The sequence below is a fragment of the Novosphingobium sp. fls2-241-R2A-195 genome (assembly GCF_030209485.1).
GTDB lineage: Bacteria > Pseudomonadota > Alphaproteobacteria > Sphingomonadales > Sphingomonadaceae > Novosphingobium > Novosphingobium resinovorum.
The window spans coordinates 1-20,937 of sequence record NZ_JARVRY010000029.1 but is presented as its reverse complement, the minus strand read 5'-3'; the positions used below and the strand labels follow the sequence as shown (position 1 = coordinate 20,937).

Genomic DNA, 20,937 nt, shown 5'->3' with positions numbered 1-20,937 from the left:
ACGGTAGTGAAACTCTACCATCTGCCCGACATGGGCAGAATGAACATGTGATAGCAACGGGACGAAAATCCTGGCTCTTCTGCGATACCGTGGACGGCGCACGGGCGAGCGCCGTCACCTATAGCCTGATGCTGACTTGCCGCGCCTGCGGCGTCGAGCCTCTCGCGTGGCTACGCCATGTTCTTACTGAACTGCCCCAGCGACCTCACGACGCCGATATCGACGACCTGCAGCCATTCAACTTCGAAAAACACGCCTGACCTGCCGACGTCGCCGCGGTGGCCTGTCTCGTCCAACGTCAACTATGATGGCCGCACTGCCTCCGGAAGCAGCGTGCTACGAAATGCGCGCTTACGCATGACTGGCAGGGGCCGTTCGATGCAAATCCTTGGAAGCATGCGGCGGCATTGATGCGAGTGGGGGCATCTTATGAGTAGTCCCCTCCAAACTGGCTTTCGTTTTCACTGAAAAGCTGATTCCGCCTTTCTACTACGATGGAGGCTTAATGGCGGCGGCGATGCAAACTGAAAGACGGAGAATAGTTGATCATCGAGCCATTGCTGCCGAATAAGCCGCGCGGCGTTACCCGTGTCGATGACCGGCGAGTTTTGAACGGTATCTTATGGCGCTTCCGCGCAACGGCTCGCCATGGTCGGAGATACCCGAACGCTTTGGGTCGGACGCATACTTGCCACGCCAAACGCGCTTGCCATCCTGACGTGCCGATATCGAAGTGTCTTTCAGGGAGACATCGAATCCTATATGTTGATTCATGGTTGTCCTCCATTTCATGCTGGGCCCGGTCCAAAATCGTGAGCCCGTTCTTCATCTTATCGGGGGCCAACCAACCTTCCAGTCATCCCGTGTATCTGGCCAAGGGCCGCCGCGCCCGCAATTTCGTCATGCTCAAGAATTTGTGACAATTACTCTCCTTCCGAGGATACTGCTGCGGATGCTACGCGGTATGTGCCCGCCCCATGGAATGGCGAAAACCGGAAGGAAATCTTCGCCGGTTCCAGAACCGTGCGATACTTTGCCAAAGGCTTGCCAAATTCGCTCCACTGCGTGTCTCCGCCTATACCCCATTGCGCCGCGTCTATTAGCAAGGCCCCGCTGTCATGCGGCCTGATGTCGCTCGATTTCCAGGTTCCCGGTGCATGCCGGTCAAGGTCGGCATAGGGGAATGCCAAGGCATTCATCATAAGAGGGGTCGCTCCCTGCACTCGCACACCCCGCTCCCCCGATGAAAGCTCTAGCCAGCGGACATCAACCTTGTTCCCGGTCTCCTGGGGGCGAATGTAATCATGGTTTTGATGGGCAACCGGTCCCCTCCAAAGACCTATCGGTGCCGAGGTCTTGCGATCCACATAAGTTTCATGCGGCCCGCGCCCATACCACTCCACGGTATCCAAATCCTGCGAGGTCGAAAATGCGAGGCCTATGCGAAATGGTGGGGGAAGCTGCTTGTCGATGGGCTCGAAAGTGCCGTCGACATCGATGCTGCCGTCGCCCAGCATGCGATAGGAAGTGGTAAAGCGCGCCGCCCCTTCGCCAAGGTCGAAGACCACGGAAACGGCTGCAGTGCCTGCCGGCGATTTGCGCAGGGTGACCGAGGCCACCTTGCGAACCTGGCTCATAGTTTTCCAGACGGCGAGTTGGCGGTCCGTCCCAATGCCAATGTCGTTGTCGGTGACCGCACGCCAGAAATTTGGGGCGCCCCCGGAGAGAAGAAACTTGCCTGCGGCTTCGTAAGATCGGATCAGCCCCGTCTTGCGATCGAGCACCAACCGTCCTTCTCCCGCAGCCAGAGTAATCTCCGGCCCCGTTTGCGCCGTCTTGACGCCTGCGGTGTCCGACGAAGGGAGAGCAGGCGCTTCAATCACTCCTCCCAGCGCAAACTGTTCCCACGCCACCACTTGATCCTCCGGGCCGGCCCCTTGCCGGCCGTCCTTGGCGCGGGCGCGTACAGTCGCGAAGTACTCCGCCCCGGCGCGCCGAGCGAAGCTGGCCACCGGCAGGACGAGGGATCCAGCACCATGCGGAGTAACTTGAGGAGTGGGCAGATCTCCCTTTGCCACGACGACGCCGTTCTCCTCCAGTGCCCAATCCAACGTGAAGCCGGACAGATCGAGGAAATCGTGCCGGTTGCGAACGATCACCTGGCCGTTGGCGGGATCTGCAGCTTCGAATTGGATTGGCGCGTAGACCTTGCGGAGCTCATACAGATGCGGATTGGGCGTGCGATCGGACTGAAGCAGGCCGTCCCCGAACTCGATTTCGCCGCCAGGATTGGGACCATATTCGCTGCCATCACCCCAATACCGGCGGCCATCCTTGGTGTAGCGGTACATTGACTGATCCACCCAGTCCCACACGAACCCGCCCTGCAGTTTATCGGGATGGGCGTAGATGGTGTCCCAGTATTCTTTCAGGTTTCCACCAGAGTTACCCATCATATGGCCGTACTCGCACTGGATCAGCGGCTGAGTGAAGTTCCAGTTGGCGACATAGTCCAGCAGGCGGCTTACCGGGTCGTACATCGGTGCGTAAATGTCGGTATAGGCATTGGGCCTGTGGTCGTCCGACTGGCGGTCGAAGGTACCCCAGCCCAGATAGCTGATCAGCCGCTCCGGATCGCGTGCGCGGGCAGCCGCTGCCGCCGCCGCGAAGTTGGGTCCGATGCCGGCTTCGTTACCCAGCGACCAGAAGATCACAGATGGGTGATTCTTGTCCCTCTCGATCATGTTGGTCACCCGGCTGACGTGGGCATCTCGCCAAGCCGGATCGAAGCCCAGCTGCAATTCGCCGCGCCGTTCCGGGTGCTTGTTGGCATAGTCCATGTAAGCATGGCTCTCGATGTTGGCCTCGTCCATGACATACAGACCGTAGCGGTCGGCCAGATCGTAGAGCACCGGGTCATTGGGATAGTGCGAGGTGCGGACAGCGTTGATGTTGTTGCGCTTCATCAGCTGCACGTCTTTTTCGGTAAGCTCGGCCGAAACGACATGAAAGGTTTCGGGGTCATGTTCGTGACGGTTTACGCCGCGAATGGTGATCGGCTTGCCGTTGACGGTGACAAGCCCATCCTTGACCGCGATGGAGCGGAATCCGACGCGCCACGGCGTCGATTGGATGACCGTGCCTTTCGCATCAAGCAACTCGACCAGCAAAGTGTAAAGGTTGGGAGTTTCGGCGGTCCAGGCTCGGACGGCCGGGATATTCGCCTGTAGCCTCAAGGCTCGCTCGGCTTTGCCGGCGGCGAGCGCGGCAGTCCTGTTCACGATCGGCACGGTGCCGTCCAACAGCGTAATGCGCGCCGTCGCAGCTTTGCCGGGCGTCACGGCGAGGTCGACCTTCAGGCGTCCGTCACGGTAGGTTTCGTCCAGACCTGCGTGGATGAACGCGTCTCGGATACCCACCGCAGGCACTGACGTCAGGTAAACGTCGCGCTCTATCCCCGAGACGCGCCAGAAGTCCTGATCTTCCAGGTAAGAGCCGTCCGACCAGCGAAAGACTTGGATCGCGATCGTGTTTCGGCCCGCTCGCATATGACGGGTCACATCGAATTCGGACGGCAGCTTGCTGTCTTCGGAATAGCCCACCTTCTCGCCGTTGACCCAGACATAGTACGCCGAGCCCGCAGCACCGATGTGCAGGACCACGTTCTGGCCCGACCATCCCGCTGGAAGGTTGATGTCACGCCGGTATGACCCTACCGGATTGGTCGAGTGAGGGATGAGCGGGCGGTTCGCGGGGAACGGATAGGTAATGTTGTTGTAGCGGGGCTGATCATACCCGTGCGCCTGCCAGTCCGCCGGGACCGGGATGGTCTTCCAGGCCGACACATCGAACTCAGGCATTTCAAATCCGGTCGGCAGATTTTCGGCGCTGGGTGAAAAGGAAAAGCTCCATTCCCCGTTCAGCGAGAGAAAGCGCGCGGACTTTGATAAATCTCCTGCGAGTGCAAGGTCCCGGCTTTCAAACGGAAAGCCCGTCGCCCGCGCAGGCAACTTACCCTTGGCATTGACGGCGGGGTTTTCCCAATCCGGTCGCGATGCGTCGACCTGCACAGGCTGGACCTGCGGCCCCCCATCCTGCGCGCGCGCCGGCGTCTCGATGGTTATCGCGGCAACCGCTATGGCTAGCGCGCTGGAAAGCATGATCTGACGCATGGGCATCCTCTTCCTGCCCGCTCTCGAACGCGGGCCTGGTTCTGTGGCAGGCGCGGCCTGCTTGGTTCTTCAGTCCGTCAGGGCGCCCACGAAGCTCAGGGCGTTGCGCTTGACGGTAGAGGCATCCGCACCAGAATTGTAGAGTGCGGAGCCCAGACCGAATCCTGCGGCGCCTGCCGCCAGCCACGGGCCCATCGAATCAGGTGCGATGCCGCCGACAGGCAGAACCTTGACTGAGATCGGCAGCACCGCGCGCCAAGCCTTCAGGACAGCCGGCGTTGCACTTTCGGCCGGGAAGAGCTTGAGCGCCGTAGCGCCCGCACGCAGCGCCGCGAACGCTTCCGAGGGGGTGGCCACGCCGGGCAGAGACACCAGTCCCCGCGCCGAAGTCGATTTCACCACATCGGCGTTGAAGTTGGGGGAGATAATCATGGTGCCGCCCGCCGCCTCGACCTTGGCAACATCATCCGCTTCCAGGACGGTACCCGCTCCAACCACAGCCTGGCCTTCGAGACGTTTTGCCAATCTGGCGATGCTGTCCAGCGGGTCGGGTGAATTGAGCGGCACCTCGATGAGGGTGAAACCTGCCTCGACAAGCGCTTCGCCTATCGCCTCGACTTCGCTTGGCTGCACCCCGCGCAAAATGGCAATGAGCGGGCAGCGCGCGAACGCGGCTTCGAAATGGTCTACATGGTTCATTTCAGACGTTCCTGGATTGCGCAGATGCCGGCAACGAAGGCATCATGACTGCTTACGATCCGCGCATGGCCGCCGAGCTGGGCAATCGCAGCGGAATAAAGACCGCCGAGATAGGCATCCGCAAGAATGTGCACCGTTGCCTTTCCGATCTCGAGAAGGCGAACCGCAACATCGCTCCCGATAAGGATGCCGCTCGTGAAAGATGCGGCTTCGGCATTCGAGAGACGGCCAAGCAGACCGTCTGCGCGAACGGAAAAGAGGGCTGCACCCAGATCCCGCTCGCTGCCAAGGGACACTCCCCGCGCGAAAGCCTCGCCATCATCGCTTCCGGTTTCAATTTGTGCGGCAAGAAGGCTGTGGCCACGCAGGAGCGCCAGCAATTCGCCGGTCATGGAAGTGACGAAACGGGTGATGCAGCCTTGGTCCAGCCATGCCCATTTGCAATGGGTACCCGGCTGACATAGCACCGCCTTGTTTGGAACAGCACCAGCGTCCATCGCTCCAAGCAATTGGACTTCCTCGCCGCGCATAACATCGCAGCGTAAATCGTCGCGAGTCCAGCTAATGCCCGGTATGATGGCTGTACGCTCGTCGATGAACTCCACGTTCGCCGCCAGATCGGCAAGACTTGCGGGCGCCGGGACATAACGCACTTGCCGCCAACCGATGCCCGAGCCGACCATCCCGGCCATCAGCATCGGCAGATCACCCAACCGGCTGCGCAACGCGGCAGCTTCGCCTGGAAAGTCGCTGACGGCAGCGGCACCCGCACCATCACGTTCGGAATGGATCACCTTGCCTTCATGGATGACGTAGGCCCGCCGGTTGGTGGTGCCCCAGTCAATGGCAATGAAGGGCCCGTTCACCGCCACCCCTCTTCGATCTGTTCCAGTGTCTTGCCCTTCGTTTCAGGAAGGTTGCGGAAAATGAAGATGAAGCCGGCGGCGCAAACCAGACCGTAAAGCCAGAACGTCAACCCGGTGCCGGCAGCCGCATTGAGAAGCGGGAAGGTGAACGTAAGCACGAAGCAGGCAAACCATAGCGCGGTGGTCGCGATCGCCATGCTGGCGCCCCGCGCCTCGCCGGGGAATATCTCCGAAAGCGCAACCCAGGTCACCGGTGCCAGCGTCATCGCGTAACAGCCGATCGCCGCGACAACCAGTACAAGCAGCGGCAGGCCCTGGAGGCCAGCAAGATAGCAGGCGCCTAGAACGAGGTAGATCCCGGTCAGGCCAATGCAGCCTATCAGCAAGAGCCTACGGCGCCCCCACCGCTCGACTGTGAGAAGGGCCACTGCGGTGAAGACGCAGTTGACCACGCCAGTGATGACGATGTTGAACAGGGTGTCCGACACCGCATAACCGGCTGACGCAAAGATCTCCTGCGCGTAATTGAAGATGACGTTGATCCCGCACCATTGCTGCAGCACGGCCAGCACGACGCCGATGACCAGCACCCTGCGAAAGCGCGGTTCCGCAACGATGGAGCCCAGGCTACGCCCCGGTGCGGCGGCTAGCGCCTGGCGCACCTCATCCATCGCGTAATCGGCATAAGCTGCGCCGCCGAAGCGAAGCAGCACTGCCCGCGCCTCGTCCCAACGGCCTTGCTGAGCCAGCCAGCGCGGGCTTTCCGGAATGAGGAACCCGCCTAAAAAGAAGGCGACCGCCGGAACTCCGGCGGCGGCAAACATCCAGCGCCACCCGTACAGTCCGTTCCAGGAAGCGGCGATGTCAGCCGCGGTTGCTGCGGTCGGCACTGGCTGCGCGATCATGAGGTTGACGATCTGCGCGCCAAGCAGCCCCAAGACGATCGCGACCTGGTTGAGGCATACCAGTTTGCCCCGGCTCGATGGGGGCGCGATCTCGGCGATGTAAAGTGGTGAAAGACCCGACGCCATGCCGATGGCGACGCCCCCGGCGATACGCCAGGCGACGAATGCGCCGATGCCATCAACCAACGCGGTGCCGACCGAAGAGACGGCGAAGATCAAGGCCGCCACCAGCAGAGCGCGCTTGCGCCCTGCCCGGTCGGCGAGCTTGCCCGAAGCCATGGCGCCCGTGAGACACCCGATGAGAGCGCAGCTGACCGCCCAAGCCTGGTCTGTCGGGGAGACAAGGCCGAACGCGGCTTCATAGAACGGCTTCGCCCCGCCGATCACGACCCAGTCGTAGCCGAACAGCAGACCGCCCAGCGCGGAGACCGCCGCAGCGAGCCAGACTGCGCCCGAAGCGCCTTCCGGAGCCGGACCGGCATCGGTTGCACCTCCGATATCGATCGCGTGCATTTAAAGTCTCCCCATCCTGCCACCGTCGGCAACAATGTCCTCGCCGGTGATGAAGCGGGCGTCATCGGACGCCAGGAAGCGCGCGAGCGCGGCGATGTCCTCGGGCTGGCCGAGGTCTTCCGGGTCGATCACTTCTGCTCCTGACGCGATGTTGGGACTTGCACGCAGCATCGCGGTTTCGATGGCACCGGGAAGGATCGCGTTGACACGGATACCCAGGCGTTTGCCCTCGATGGCTGCCGAGCGCGTGAGACTGACCAGTCCTGCCTTGGCTGCAGCGTAAGGCGCCACCAGAGGCGAAGTCCGTCTTGCGTGAACGGAAGCGATGTTGACCACGCTACTCCCGCTAGCCATCAGCCGTAAAGCGTGACCTGTGAACAGCGCCGCGCCGACCAGGTTGACACCAAGCAAGCGGTGCCAGTCGTGCCCCGTGAGGTCCACGATCGGCTTGTAGATCATGATCCCGGCGACATTGACCACGACATCGAGACGGCCGAACGTGGCTATCGCCGTCTCCACCACGCCGGCCACAGCCGCTTCGTCCGAAACGTCGACGCCGACACTAAGCGCCATCGAAGCGCCCGCCGCAGTCAACGCCGCTACTGCAGAGCCATCGTCCTGTCTGGCATCGGCCAGAAGGATAGCCGCTCCCTCTCCTGCGAACGCCTTGGCGACGGCCATGCCGATATCGCCAAGGCCGCCGGTTACGATGACGCCGCGCTTTACCATTCGAGCAGTTCCCCATTGTCCCCGCGCCAGGCGGGATTGCGCCAGCGATGCGGATCGCTCGCCATCGCGCGCACGGCGTCCTCATCGATATCCACGCCAAGCCCCGGCTCAGAGGGAATCGCGACCGTGCCTTCGCTGACTGTGAATATGTCGGGGTTCCGCATCAGTGTGGCGAGATCCTCGGAAGGACCGTTGTAGTGGATGCCAAGCGACATTTCCTGGATGACGAAGTTGGGCGTTGCCGCCGCCAGATGAAGGCATGCGGCAAGTGCGATCGGACCGATCGGGCAGTGCGGCGCAAATGCGACGTCGTAAGTTTCGGCCATCGCGGCGATGCGACGGCATTCCGAGATTCCGCCTGCGTGAGCGAGGTCGGGCTGGGCGATGTCGATTGCGCCGCTTTCGAAGAAGGGCCGATAATCCCAGCGGCTGTACAGGCGTTCGCCGAGTGCCAGCGGGACCGATGTATGCTGCGAAAGCTGCTCGATCGCCTTGGGGTGCTCGCTTAGCAGGACTTCTTCGGCGAAGAGAGGGGACAGCGGTTCGATCGCCCGCAGCATCTGGCGCGCCATCGGCTTGTGAACGCGGCCATGAAAATCGATGCCGACATCCATCCCGGTTTCGCGCACCAGCGCGACGCGCTCGACAAGGGCATCGATCTTACCAGGGCTGTCCAGCCATCCGATTTCCTCGGTCCCGTTCATCTTGACGGCCTTGAAGCCCTGCTGCTTACGCGCAGCCGCGCCGGCTGCCACGTCCTGCGGACGATCGCCGCCAATCCAGGCGTAAACGGGAATGCGATCGCGCACCCGGCCTCCGAGGAGCTGGTAGAGCGGCACGCCGAGCTTACGCGCCTTGATATCCCACAGTGCCTGATCGATACCGGAGATGGCGGAAAGAAGCACCGGCCCGCCCCGGTAGAAGCTCAGACGATGCAGCATCTGCCACGCATCCTCGATCCGTTCCGGGTCATGCCCGATCAACCGATCGCGAGCCGCGTCGATCGCACCCATGACTGCTTCGCCGTGCCCTTCGAGGGTCGCCTCGCCCCAACCTACAGCGCCCTGCGTCGTCTCGATGCGCACGAACAGCCAGCGTGGCCGCACCGCGAAGCATTCGATTACCGCGATCTTGTCGAGCAGTTCGTCAAACATACGCTGCACTCCGAGCGCCCTGCTTTCGCTCCCGGCCTTGACCGCCGGTCCCCTGCATCGTTCCCATGTGCGTAGACCTTCATTTTCTAAAACTTGTAGCCGGTCCACCCGACTTGAGGCTTGCTTTAATGGAGAGGTTCGACAACGGTCAACATAATATCATATTTTTTCTATCGTACTGACGGCAGGAGCCCCGATTCATGGAAGTCGCGATTATCGAGAGAATTGGCAGGGACACGCTGGGTGAAGGGCCGGTCTGGGACGAGATCCGTGGCGAACTGCTGTGGGTGGATATCGTCGGCCAGACAGTTCATCGGTTCGATCCGCTGACAGGCGTGCACCATAGCCTGATCCTTTCAGAACCCATCGGTTGGGTGCTTCCGCAAAAGGGAAGCCGCAAATTGGTTGCGGGCCTTCGCAGCGGCTTCGCCATGCTTGACCTGGAAGATGGCTCAAGTCGATTGTTTGGCGAGCCGGAGACCGATCGGCAAAACAACCGGCTCAACGATGCAAAAGTCGATCGCTGGGGCCGGATATGGGCGGGCTCAAAGAATGATGTCGATGACAGCGCGACCGGCGCCCTATACCGGCTCGATACGGACTGTCGCTGGGAGCGGCTCGACGACGGTTATGGCGTTACGAATGGACCTACGTTCAGCCTGGATGGATCGACCCTGTTCCACACCGACAGCGCGGCCAGGCAGGTCTACGCCTTCGACCTTTCGCCAGAAGGGACGCTTGCAAACAAGCGTGTGTGGGTGGAATTCGACCAGGCCTGGGGCTATCCCGATGGCATGACCACGGACTCCGAAGGGTGCATCTGGATCGCGCACTGGGACGGCGCTCGTGTCTCCCGCTTTGCGCCCGACGGCGCACTCATGCGCTCCGTGGAAATGCCGGCGACAAACATTACAAGCTGCGCGTTCGGCGGTGAGGGGCTCGACCGCCTCTTCGTAACCTCGTCAACGTTAGGACGCGAGGACGAGGAGCATGCCGGAAAACTATTCGAGATCGATGCCGGCGTTACAGGTCTCGTAGGTCATCGGTTTGGAAAGTAAAGGGATGCTGACTTGGCTCGGCGGTTCGGCTAGCGTTGCCCGCGATGCATAACCAAGACAAAGCGCTCGGGGCCGATCCCGGCATGGTCGAGACTTCGGACGATCGCGCCGATATCCAGCGCGGGGGGCGCAACCTCACCGCCCACATCGTCCACGACTTGGGCAAGGCGATCGTCACGCAGCAATTCACCAGCGCCACGGGCTTCCCGTTCGAAGCGGAATTGTGCCAGCAGTACAACGCCAGCAGGCCCGTAGTGCGTGAAGCCGTCAAGATGCTGACGGCCAAGGGACTGCTGCGCCCTCGCCAACGGTCCGGGACGGTAGTAGAGCCGGAAACCAACTGGAACCTGCTTGATCCCGACGTGCTCAAATGGCTGCTGGAGCGGGAGTTTTCTGTCGACCTCCTGATCGAGTTCACAGAGATTCGGATGGCGATCGAGCCACGGGCGGCAGGTTTGGCCGCGAACGCCGCTTCCGGGGCGCAACGCCGGCAAATCGTTGAGACGATCGAGCGCATGTTCGCGGCAGAGCGAGGGGAGGACGATCCCCTTGAGGCCGATATCTCGTTCCACGTCGCGGTGCTCGAGGCCAGCAACAACCGGTTCATGCGCCAGTTTCGCGATCTGACTGAATCGACCCTGCGGTTCAGTATCCGGCGTACCAACGCCTATGCCGGGGTTACGAGGGCCAGCGCAGTGGATCATCGCAAGGTTGCGACCGCGATCATGGAGGGCGACGCGGCCCGTGCCATCCGGTTAATGCACGAGCTAATCCAGGGAGCACTCGACCTGCTGCTACAGGCAGGCGGCCATGAGAAACGGCCGGACTTTTAAATATTACTTTTTAAGATTTCCGCGTCCGGCGAGCTGTTGGGAGGAGGGCTCTCCGGACGCGGAGGTTGGCGACGTCATTTGGAGGATCGACGCCGCCTGCGCTTTAGAAGGTTGCCCGTGCCGTAAGGCCGAAGCGACGGTCGTTAAGGGTATACTGTAGCGGTTCGCTCGGGACGCCGATGTAAGTGCGGTTCATGCGATTGTTGATGTTTACCGCTTCCAGAGTGAACGCCAGATTCTCGGTCACGTTGTAGCTGATCGATGCATCGAGGCTGGCATAAGCCTTCTGCATCTGTGGCTGCCCAGTAGCCCCGCTTCCAACGGTCGTGTCGAGGTATTTACCGCGCCAATTGTAAGCCAGTCGCGCCGAAACCGGCCCCTTCTCGTAGAGCCCGACAATATTGTAACTGTGCTTGGACAGCTTTTCCAAGGGCACCTGCTCCGGAATGTCGCTACCCGGGCGAGCGAAGGGGTTCTGAACACTACTATCAACGTAAGTGTAATTAGCCTGCAGGCCAAGCCCACTGAATACACCCGGGAGGAAATCGAAGAACTGCTGGTATGCGAGTTCTACGCCCTTCACCTTGCCCGACCCTGAATTGACCGTCGTGCTGATGTCGTAATCGACGCCGCCATAATTGCGCACGACGATGCCGCTGGTCAGGAAGCCGGTCACGTCCTTATAAAAAGCGCCCGCAGTCAGCGATCCGGCGCGTGCAAAGTACCATTCAAGAGATACGTCAAACTGTGTCGATTTGATCGGGTTGAGAAGCGGGTTCCCAGAAGATCCACCAGGGCGGCCAGTCTGAGGATTTACGACGGTGGGCGGGCCCAGATTTACGTTGGTCGCCATTTGCGTGAAGTCAGGCCGCGCAATTGCCTTCGCGAAGGCAAAGCGCGCCTGTAGCTTGTCCGTGAATTCCGCACGCAAGTTGAAACTGGGTAGGACCGATGTGTAGCTGCGGCCCACCGTGATTGCCTCGAGCTGCGCAGCGTCGGTCGGATCTATCGTCGGATCGGACGGGAACAGATACCCATCCGAGCTAGTCCTCGTACGCACGACCCTGACACCAGCCGAACCATCGACCGGAATGCCTGCGATGTCGGTACCTGCCCGCACGCTGACGTAGCCGGTAAGGGTCTTCTCAGTCTGACGGTTGATTTCCGCCGGATTGAAGCGCAACCGGCGCTCCGCCCCGAATTCGGTGTAAGTCTCGGTCAGGCTATTGAACAGACTGCCGCTGGGGAAGCCGGGATAAAGAACGCCGCTCAGTGTCTGTCCGTTGAAGAAACCTTTTGCCGGCCCACTTTCAATGAAGTCGCTGCGATCCGCACTATAGGGGATGTATCCTGCGCCGGCCGGGGCTGCGCAACTTGCGGAATTGCCGCTGGTAAACGTACAGAAGCCATCGCCGTAGCTGCGAAGGGTGACCTTGCTGCTGGCGTAGCGGGCACCAGCCGCGACCGATTTGATAAATGACCCGACCGGCTCCCACTTGACATCATAGCGCAGGGCAAGCTGGTTTGTGTCGTTTCGAGTCAGATAGTCCGCCAGATAGGCGAAGCGATAGCTGCTGGGATCCGTCAGTAGACCGGGATCGCGCACATTCCAGGTCGGTGATCCGGTGATGTCGAAATCAATCGTGCTCTTGTTCGGCGACGCTGAGGGCAACTCGCCGCCATCGAAGAACTGCGAGATGACGAAACCGTTGCCGTCGACATCGTAGCTTGACTTGAGATACTGTGCGTCGAACGAGCTTGTGAGCACGTCCGACATTTTCCATTCGAGCTTGCCGGTAAAGTTACTGTTCTTTGACGTCATGTCCTGGTCGTAACGCGCCGATTCGAACACCATGTTGTTATATGAACCACTGGTCGCGCGGCCGTCTTCCGAGAAGGTAAACTGAGCACCCGGAGTCGCGATAGGGTCCTGACCGTGGGTCGTATTGTAGAAATAGCGGCCCGCCCGCTGAAAACCGTAATCACTGTGCAGACCCTGGAGGGTCAGAGTCAGCCGGTCGCTGAAGCGCCATTGGAACGCACCGGCAAGGCTGATGCGCTCACGCGAACCAAGCTCGTCGTAAATCTGGAAGCCGCCCGGAGCACGGGCGCCATCTGGCGCGCCCGCGATCGTCCCCGGCTCTACATCAAAGAAAGGCTGCACGAGGATTGCATCCTGACGAAACTTCGACTTGGTGTAGACCGCGTTGAGCAGCAGACCGATTTCGCCAGCACCAGTATCCCAGCGATTGCTGTAGAGGCCCGACAATGCCCCTCCAGACTTTCCAGCAAGGTCGTAGTAATTGATGCGGCCAGTCAAATTGATGAGCTGCCCCGCTTGATCGAATGGCAAGCGAGTTCGCAGGTTCACAACACCGCCAATTCCACCTTCGATGACCTCCACCGACGGGTTCTTGAAGACATCTATCCCGGCGAGGAGCTCTGGCGGCAGCGCCTCGATATCGAAATTTCTGCCGCCAGATGCGGAATAGGTGTCGCGACCATCAATCAGCGTACGCACTTGGGTCAAGCCGCGGATCGCGATGGCTGGCTGCGTGCGGTGATCGACGTCGGTTCCGCCTTCGCCATACCGACGCTGAATCTGGACACCGGTGATGCGCTGCAGCGACTCCACCGTGTTCGCGTCGGGAAGCTTGCCGATATCCTGAGCCTGGATCGAATCAACGATCTGGTCGGAGCGGCGCTTCAACTCCTGCGCCGAGTTAAGGCTTTCGCGAACACCCGTGACAATGATGTCCTGCGCCTGATCATCGGCCACGCCGGCGGTCGCGCCATCGCCCGACTGCGCATGGACCGCCGGGGCCAGCGACATCGCCAGAGCCAGCATGGAAACTCGACCAATCACCCGACCATTGAATTTCTGGGACACCTCACCCCTCCTCGTTCTTCTGCTTTGAAGATATTTCCGTCGCCATAACGGATCGACCTGCCGCGTCAATAAGTAATATTTGTTTTTGGTGATTCTGCTAGGCTCAGGTCAAGCTCAGCACGCTTATCCCTTTCTCACCCACGATGGGTTTGTCGCGACTACCGGATTTCGCTAACATTTTGGTCCATTTTCGCCTTTCGCAGAAAAGGCGCATACCGGGTTGCACGCCCTCCTCCAGCGATATAAGTCATATAAAATTCCATCAGTAGGCAGGTTGCGCACCCGTCTGACCGTTAGAGCAAATCAAGGAGCGAAGAGAGGATGTTGGAGAATTCGGAGGCTCTCGGCCTGATCAAGCGGCGCGGCCTGCTTAAGTCGCTGGCTGTGGTCCCGTTCATGGGAGTTACCGACATTGCCTTGGCGCGGTCGGGTCACGCGGCCGAGTCAGGCGGTAAGGACATCGCCTTGGCCGGTACCTGGCGGCGCCTGCTCGACGAAAAGGACGTCGGCATCTCCGGGAGATGGTTCAACAGGCCGTTGCCTGACCAAAGCTTCCTGCCTGGCAGCCTTGAAGAACAGCGGGTCGGCAATGCCGTCACCGTGGCGACGCCCTGGACGGGAGACATCAACGACAAGTCGTTCTATACCGCTCCTGAATATGCCGCCTACCGGCGTGACGGCAATGTAAAGGTTCCTTTCTTCCTTCAGCCCGACACCTGGTATCGCGGCCCAGCCTGGTACCAGCGGGACATCGATATCCCGCAGGACTGGGCCGGAAAACGCGTCGAGTTGTTTATCGAGCGCCCGCACTGGGAAACTCGTGTGTGGGTCGACGGACGCAGCTTCGGGCGTAGTGATGCGCTGCATGTTCCGCATGTCTACGATCTGGGTTCGCTGCCTCCCGGACGACATCAGCTGACGATACGCGTCGACAACCGTATGATCGTGGAGATCGGCCACAACGGTCACGGCGTGACAGACCACACACAAGGCAACTGGAACGGCATAGCCGGCCGGATAGATCTTCGGGCGACCGAGAACGCCTGGATCGAAGGCGTGGACCTGTATCCGCAGCGGCAGGACCGGACGTTGCGCGTGGCTGGACGATTAGCGAATTCTGGAAGGCCCGCCCCTGCGTTGACGGCGATCGTTTCTTTCGCGGGTATCCGTCAGCAAGTCGACGTCTCCTGGTCCGGCGGCGCGGGTCGGTTCGAGGCCGTGATCGAAGTGCCCACGGCAAATGAAGAGGCGCTTCGTCCATGGGACGAGTTCGATCCCGTTGTCCATGAGGCAGAGGTCGAGCTTTCCAATGGCGAGACCTGGAAAGGTCGGTTTGGCTGGCGCGACCTCACTGGCACGGCTAAGGGCTTCCGCATTAATGAGCGGCCGATGATGTTCCGCGGTGCGCTGGAATGCAGCATTTTCCCGCTCTCCGGGCACCCACCGACCGACATCGAAAGCTGGCGCACGATTATGCGCCGGGCGAAGGACTACGGCCTGAATCATCTTCGGTTCCATAGTTACTGCCCGCCTGAAGCTGCGTTCGACGCTGCGGACGAAGCCGGCATCTACGTGCAGATCGAAACCGTCTGGGCCAACCAGTCCGTCGTGATCGGCAGCGGGAAGCCCGTCGATAAATGGGTCTACCAGGAAAGCGATCGCATTCTTGCTGCCCATGGCAATCACCCGTCTTTTATCCTCATGACCCATGGCAACGAGCCTGGCGGCGGAGAAACCAAGCAGGGCGACGCCCGGCGCGACGCATTCCTGGGTGCCTACGTGCGCCATTACAAGGCAAAGGACCCGCGCCGCCTGTGGACGTCCGGCTCGGGATGGCCCGAGATCGCGGACAATCATTATCATGTGACCCCCACCCCGCGAATACAGAACTGGGGGGAGGAGCTCGCCTCGCGTATCAACAGCAAGGCGCCGGAAACCGTCACCGATTACCGGGGCTTTGTCGGCAAGTACCAAGTGCCCGTGATAAGTCATGAGATCGGCCAGTGGTGCGTCTATCCGAACCTTACCGAGGTGCGTAAATACACCGGCTATCTCAAGGCTCGCAATTTCGAGATTTTTTCAGATCGCCTTCGCGACAGCGGCATGCTGGGGCTGGCTCCGGAGTTCCTCTACGCCTCAGGGCGCCTGCAGGTGCTGTGCTACAAGGAAGACATCGAGAGCGCGCTGCGTACACATGGAATGGGCGGCTTCCAGCTACTGGGACTGCAGGACTTCCCAGGGCAAGGCACCGCGCTGGTCGGCGTCCTCGATCCTTTCTGGGATGATAAGGGCTACGTTACCGGCGCGGAATATCGGCGCTTCTGCAACTCTATCGTTCCTCTCGCGCGCCTCGAGAAGCGGGTGATCCGCTCCGGCGAAGCGCTACCGTTCGTGATCGACGTCGCGCACTTCGGTGCGAAGGCCTTAAAGCACGTCGCTGTCGAATGGTATGTCGCCGCGCAATCCGGCAAAATCCTGGCGCAAGGCTCGTTCGCACTTGACGAACTCCCGCTGGGAAATGCGCCGCTCAACTTGTCTGCGGCACCTGCGATCACGGTGCAGGATGCGTGTGCGGCGAAGCTGCTTGTGCGCATCACAGCGGGTCATGCCGCAATAGCGGAAAACGACTGGGATGTCTGGATCTACCCCCAGCAGGCCCAGGCCGCACCTCCGGGCAGTGTCCGCATCGCGTCGACCATCGACCAGGGCGTTCTCGACCATCTGGAAGCGGGAGGCGATGTACTCGTCGGCGTGCCGGGAGCAAAGGTTGCGAACTACGATAAGCTGCCGGTCAAGCTCGGGTTCTCGAGCGTCTTCTGGAATACGCTTTGGACCGAGCGCCAGGCCCCGACGACACTCGGCGTGCTGTGCGATCCCGAACACCCTGCCCTTGCCCGGTTCCCGACCGACGCTCATAGCAACTGGCAGTGGTGGTACCCGATGCACAGTGCCGGAGCGTTCCGATTGGATCTGCTGCCGGCCGGGGTCGAGCCGATCGTACGCGTCATCGATGACTGGTTCACCGCGCGCCCGCTCGGCCTCGTCGTCGAGTTGCGTGTCGGCAAGGGCCGCATAATCCTGTGCGGCTTCCCGCTCGATACAAGCGATCCTGCGGACCCGGTCACGCCGCAGCTGCGCGACAGTCTGCTCGCATACATGTCAAGCGATGCCTTCCGTCCTGCGATGGACGTGTCGCCTGTGCAACTTAAGTCCTTGGTGAAGTCATGATGCCTCCCAGCTTCCACAAGGCCGGGCGCTCCCTGGCCGGCACAGTGCTCTTCGCTGGAGCACTGATGTTCGCCCTGCCCACGCCCGGCGGCGCAAGTGACGCACCAGCTACCTCGTCTGCGGCTCGAACCCAGGGCTCGCCGGACCTGAAGATCTCGCTTAAGGTGCAATGGTCGCAGCCGCAGACAACGTTCCAGGGGTGGGGTACGTCCCTGGCATGGTTCGCGAGCACCACTGGAACGTGGCCGGACCCGATCCGATCCAAGCTTGCCGACCTGTTCTATGGCGCTGACGGACTTGGCTGGACGATCGCGCGCTACAATATCGCTGGCGGGCGCAAACCGGGCACGCCTCCGCTTTCACGAGCGAACGCGAACGTTCCGGGAATGTGGCGGATGCCTGGAAATGCAAACGGGAACGACTGGTGGCGCCCGGAAGACCCGGCAATGTGGGACTGGGATGCCGACCCTGGCCAGCAGTGGTGGCTCGACGCCGTGCGCGACCGGGTGGCAGCAAAGGATCTGATGGTCGAAGCCGCCGCCTATTCGCCGCCCTGGTTCATGACCGTGAGCGGCGACGTTGCCGGCGCCGCCAAACCGTATAAGGAAAACCTGCGGCCCGGTTTCGAAAAGCAGTTCGCCGATTATCTTGTGCTGGCGATGAAGGGCCTTGAGCAGCGGCACGGAATTCGTTTCCACAGCCTCGCTGCGCTTAACGAACCCAATACGCCATATTGGGTTGCCGGCAATCGTCAGGAAGGAAACTACTTCAGCCCAGCGGCCCAGGCGCGCATGCTGGTCGCAACTTCGCAGGCGCTGCGACGCCACGGCTTGACCGCGCTTGTGTCCGCCATGGACGAGACCAACCCGGACACCTTCGTAAAGGACTGGTCAGGATATGATCAAGCCGCGCGCGCAGTGGTCGGACAGCTTAACACTCATACCTACAGCACCACCGGTTCAACCGGGCCTCGCGACGTGGCAAGGGTGACAGGGTTGCCATTGTGGATGTCGGAGGTCGATCTGTCGGCTTCGAACATGAAGCAGGATTTCGCGGATCGAGCATCCGCTCTCGCATTCGGCGAGCAGATCGTGCTGGACTTCAAGCGGCTCGAACCGTCGGCCTGGGTTATGTGGCAAGGCGTCGAGCCAAGCGCCACCGGTGATGACGCGGGATCCAACTGGGGTTTAATCCGCGCCGATATGTCGTCGCTCAAACCGACCGATATGAGCATTCATGTCACATCGAAGTATTGGGCGATGGCCAATTTCAGTCGATACATCCGCCCAGGATACCGCTTGGTACGCAACGATGACCCCGACACAGTCACCGCGATATCCCCTGACGGCGGCACTGCTGTGATTGTCCATGTCAACCACGGACCATTTGCCCGCTCGCTTGCGCTTTCGACCGCGGATTTGAAGGGGCGCGCCTGGCAGGTGCGAACTATCGTGAGCGATGACGACCACAAGGCTGCGCAAACATCCGACTTTATCAAGTCGAGTGCTTTTGAGGCGCGAATACCGGCAAGGAGTATCACCACCGTGATGCTTACGCGGTTACGGTAATCGTCGCTTTATGAGTCGCCGATCATCGCTGCTCGGTCAATTTGATACCGGTGCTTGCTACGTCAGACGGACCGGCGGAGTAGCTGTCCTTCTCGCGCAAACGCGGGCGTGCTTTGAAAGGGACCTGATCTTTTGCGCCAAACGAGATTGACGTGGCCGTTCGCCTTGCCTCTGGTCGGCATGGCTGCGGGATGTGCGACTCCGAGCCATAGGCAATTCGCGCCGATCGCGCTTGGTGCACGCTATGTTGCCATGGGCAGTTCCTTCGCCGCCGGCCTGGGTGTTACCGTTTCTGCGGATCAACCGACCAATCGATGCGCGCGATCGAACGATAATTTTGCCCATATCATCGCACGCCGCCTCGACCTGCAACTCACGGACGTGAGTTGCAGCGGCGCTACGACGGCACACGTCCTTGGTTCTTGGAATGAGTTGCCCCCACAAGTGCAGGCGCTAACGCCAGACACGAAGCTTGTGACTGTAACCATTGGCGGGAACGATGTCGGTTATTTTGGGATGCTCTGGTCTGCCTCTTGCGTGACGGCAGCGCGGTCCGTCACCGCCTTCAAATGCCCCATCCCCTCGCCATCCTCCGACCCGTGGCGCAGCCTCGACGCCGGCATGCGAGGGATAGCTGCAGAGGTTCATCGACGTTCGCCTGCGGCACGCCTTGTCTTCGTTGATTACCTTTCTGTCCTGCCGGACCGGGGGCAATGCACGGCAGCGCCGATGAACGGGACGCAAGCCGATGCAATCAGGGCAACGGCTGCTCAGCTTGCCTCACTTACAGCGCGAGTAGCGGCCGAGACGGGCAGCGAAATCGTCAAGGCCTCCGTGCTCTCACAAAGCCATGCTGTGTGTAGCGCTGATCCTTGGATTACCGGATTTTCGGCTGCTCGCACCAAGGGCTTTATCCCTTATCACCCCAATGCTCGAGGGATGCTGGCAATAGCTAATGCGCTTGAAGCACATCTTGCGAAAGTGCGAAAATGATGCCCCCCGGGGGACGGAAATTGACCCAGTGAGCGCGACTTGAGCATATACGCAGTCAGGTCAATCCGAACTGCCAAGCTCGGATCGACGTGCTCAGAGAAATCAGCGGCCAGCGTTTATTCTAATTTCCATTGATCAGGCCCATTCGCGTACGGCTCGTGGCCGAACGGCTTGGGCAGTCGGCAACCGACGCCGCCACAGCGTGGTTGGCAATGTACGCTGGCTTGCCCCCCTACCTTTACCAGCTTGAAGCGTCGATCTTGACCTTACCGTCCAGTACCGCGATCGGATCTGCAGCGATCTGTGGATAGTAAATCTTCAACATCGCATGCCAATCATCGGGCAGATCGGCAAAACGGCTGACCTTGCCGCCGTTGGCGAACAGCGCCAACGATCCGGGACGATCACCCATATTCAGCCATGCCGGCCAACTGCGGACATCGTTCGATTGAACACGCGCGTTGACCGTGGTCGTGGTCGGATCGAGCACGAGTTCGCTAGGGCCTGCGATCGTGCTGACTTCGTTGAGGAACGAAACCGAGCCGTCCGGCGCGGTTACACGCGCGTGCGAACGATCGCGGATGGCGAGTTCAGTGCGTCCGAGCGGGAAAAAACTAACTGGCACGTGCTCATGTTCGTACCTGGGCTGGCCTGGCAACTCGGGAATGACGAACTCATTGTCGGCGGATACTTTCAGATGGGTCGGGATCGGACCGCGTCCGCCGACTGGCACCGTCTCTCCCGTGATGGGGTTGCGCAAGGTCTTCAGTCGCTCGCCGGTTTGCGCGTCGACCCGAAAACTGATTTCCAGATCGATGAGGTTGAAGCTGCCGTCCGCATTTTGTGTCACGCGTTGGATCGCCCCAAGGTTGAGGGCATACATGGGAACGAGGTCGCCGCTGATCGACGCCATGTATGGCCCCTTGATCCACGAGAAAAGCAGTCCGTCATCCGTACGATACCGCAGTTTGCGATAAATAAGTCGGGCATCCGCGGGGTTTGCGGGATCAAGCCGCCGCGTCGCAGCTTGAGCGGATGGCAAGGGCATCGCAGCAGCGGATGCCGCGATGCCCAACCCCAGCTTCAAGGCATCGCGCCGGTGCGGCCGAGTAAGATCGAACATGTTTGACATAACGCCCCCGCTTCATGGAAACGGCTACTGTTGCCCATAGCGGGCGACACACCACAGCTTATGCATGCTTGACCGCCGTTCGGGTAATCGCACAGTGAGCAGCGTTGCGGGAAGCCTACAACTCAATGCAAGGGACGAGCCCGGTCGTGTCCCGCGGGGTGGTGTAGGAAGGTTTCCCTGAGAGGGTGGCCACCGTC

At 60.7% G+C, this 20,937-nt stretch carries 14 protein-coding genes and 2 pseudogenes; 7 read left to right on the top strand and 9 right to left on the bottom strand.

Annotated features, from left to right (window positions below; genetic code table 11):
• On the top strand, nt 1–260 hold a 260-nt coding region (locus QRN25_RS21980), incomplete at its 5' end, for a transposase domain-containing protein (protein ID WP_285021367.1).
• A gap of 282 nt (nt 261–542) precedes the next feature.
• Nucleotides 543–676: pseudogene (locus tag QRN25_RS21975) on the top strand (transposase); the annotation flags it as partial.
• On the opposite strand, the pseudogene QRN25_RS21970 reads toward QRN25_RS21975, so the two are convergent.
• From QRN25_RS21970 to dgoD, 7 genes and pseudogenes are all read right to left on the bottom strand, one after another.
• Nucleotides 673–774 (bottom strand): annotated as a pseudogene (locus QRN25_RS21970) (IS110 family transposase); the annotation flags it as partial. The pseudogenes QRN25_RS21975 and QRN25_RS21970 sit on opposite strands and share 4 nt — an antisense overlap.
• Nucleotides 775–923: 149 nt before the next feature.
• Entirely contained in the window at nt 924–4,160 is a 3,237-nt protein-coding gene (locus QRN25_RS21965) for a glycoside hydrolase family 2 TIM barrel-domain containing protein (RefSeq protein WP_502910490.1), read from the bottom strand.
• Nucleotides 4,161–4,241: 81 nt separating this feature from the next.
• A complete protein-coding gene (locus QRN25_RS21960; protein WP_285021365.1) occupies nt 4,242–4,871 on the bottom strand; it encodes a 2-dehydro-3-deoxy-6-phosphogalactonate aldolase in 630 nt (209 codons plus the stop codon).
• Nucleotides 4,868–5,737 (bottom strand): 2-dehydro-3-deoxygalactonokinase, encoded by an 870-nt coding sequence (locus QRN25_RS21955; protein WP_350224266.1) that lies wholly within the window; start codon nt 5,735–5,737, stop codon nt 4,868–4,870. Before QRN25_RS21955 ends, QRN25_RS21960 begins: the two co-directional genes overlap by 4 nt.
• Nucleotides 5,734–7,155 (bottom strand): sugar porter family MFS transporter, encoded by a 1,422-nt coding sequence (locus QRN25_RS21950; RefSeq protein ID WP_285021363.1) that lies wholly within the window; start codon nt 7,153–7,155, stop codon nt 5,734–5,736. The genes QRN25_RS21955 and QRN25_RS21950 overlap by 4 nt, the downstream gene beginning before the upstream one ends.
• A complete protein-coding gene (locus QRN25_RS21945) occupies nt 7,156–7,884 on the bottom strand; it encodes an SDR family NAD(P)-dependent oxidoreductase (RefSeq protein WP_285021362.1) in 729 nt (242 codons plus the stop codon).
• The gene (gene dgoD, locus QRN25_RS21940) at nt 7,878–9,038 is read right to left on the bottom strand and encodes a galactonate dehydratase (RefSeq protein ID WP_285021361.1); all 1,161 of its coding nucleotides are present in this window, start codon (nt 9,036–9,038) and stop codon (nt 7,878–7,880) included. The genes QRN25_RS21945 and dgoD overlap by 7 nt, the downstream gene beginning before the upstream one ends.
• A 200-nt stretch (nt 9,039–9,238) precedes the next feature.
• On the opposite strand from dgoD, the gene QRN25_RS21935 reads away from it, so the two are divergent.
• Together QRN25_RS21935 and QRN25_RS21930 are read left to right on the top strand one after the other, a co-directional pair.
• Nucleotides 9,239–10,096 carry an SMP-30/gluconolactonase/LRE family protein gene (locus QRN25_RS21935; protein WP_285021360.1) on the top strand — a complete coding sequence of 286 codons (858 nt, stop codon included), beginning with the start codon at nt 9,239–9,241 and terminating at the stop codon, nt 10,094–10,096.
• Nucleotides 10,097–10,179: 83 nt separating this feature from the next.
• The gene (locus QRN25_RS21930) at nt 10,180–10,929 is read left to right on the top strand and encodes a FadR/GntR family transcriptional regulator (RefSeq protein WP_502910489.1); all 750 of its coding nucleotides are present in this window, start codon (nt 10,180–10,182) and stop codon (nt 10,927–10,929) included.
• 103 nt (nt 10,930–11,032) lie between these two features.
• On the opposite strand, the gene QRN25_RS21925 is transcribed toward QRN25_RS21930, so the two are convergent.
• Nucleotides 11,033–13,819, bottom strand: coding sequence for a TonB-dependent receptor (locus tag QRN25_RS21925; RefSeq protein ID WP_285021357.1), 2,787 nt, complete (start codon nt 13,817–13,819; stop codon nt 11,033–11,035).
• Nucleotides 13,820–14,140: 321 nt separating this feature from the next.
• Between QRN25_RS21925 and QRN25_RS21920 the strand changes: the two genes are divergently transcribed.
• The 3 genes from QRN25_RS21920 (at nt 14,141) to QRN25_RS21910 (ending at nt 19,608) form a co-directional block, all read left to right on the top strand.
• The gene (locus tag QRN25_RS21920) at nt 14,141–17,047 is read left to right on the top strand and encodes a DUF8487 domain-containing protein (protein WP_285021356.1); all 2,907 of its coding nucleotides are present in this window, start codon (nt 14,141–14,143) and stop codon (nt 17,045–17,047) included.
• A 65-nt stretch (nt 17,048–17,112) separates the two neighbouring features.
• A complete protein-coding gene (locus QRN25_RS21915) occupies nt 17,113–18,615 on the top strand; it encodes a glycoside hydrolase (RefSeq protein WP_285021354.1) in 1,503 nt (500 codons plus the stop codon).
• 252 nt (nt 18,616–18,867) lie between these two features.
• Nucleotides 18,868–19,608, top strand: coding sequence for an SGNH/GDSL hydrolase family protein (locus QRN25_RS21910; protein WP_285021353.1), 741 nt, complete (start codon nt 18,868–18,870; stop codon nt 19,606–19,608).
• 238 nt (nt 19,609–19,846) lie between these two features.
• Here QRN25_RS21910 and QRN25_RS21905 read toward each other — a convergent pair whose 3' ends face one another.
• A complete protein-coding gene (locus QRN25_RS21905; RefSeq protein ID WP_285021352.1) occupies nt 19,847–20,731 on the bottom strand; it encodes a DUF1838 family protein in 885 nt (294 codons plus the stop codon).
• Nucleotides 20,732–20,937 lie beyond the last annotated feature (206 nt).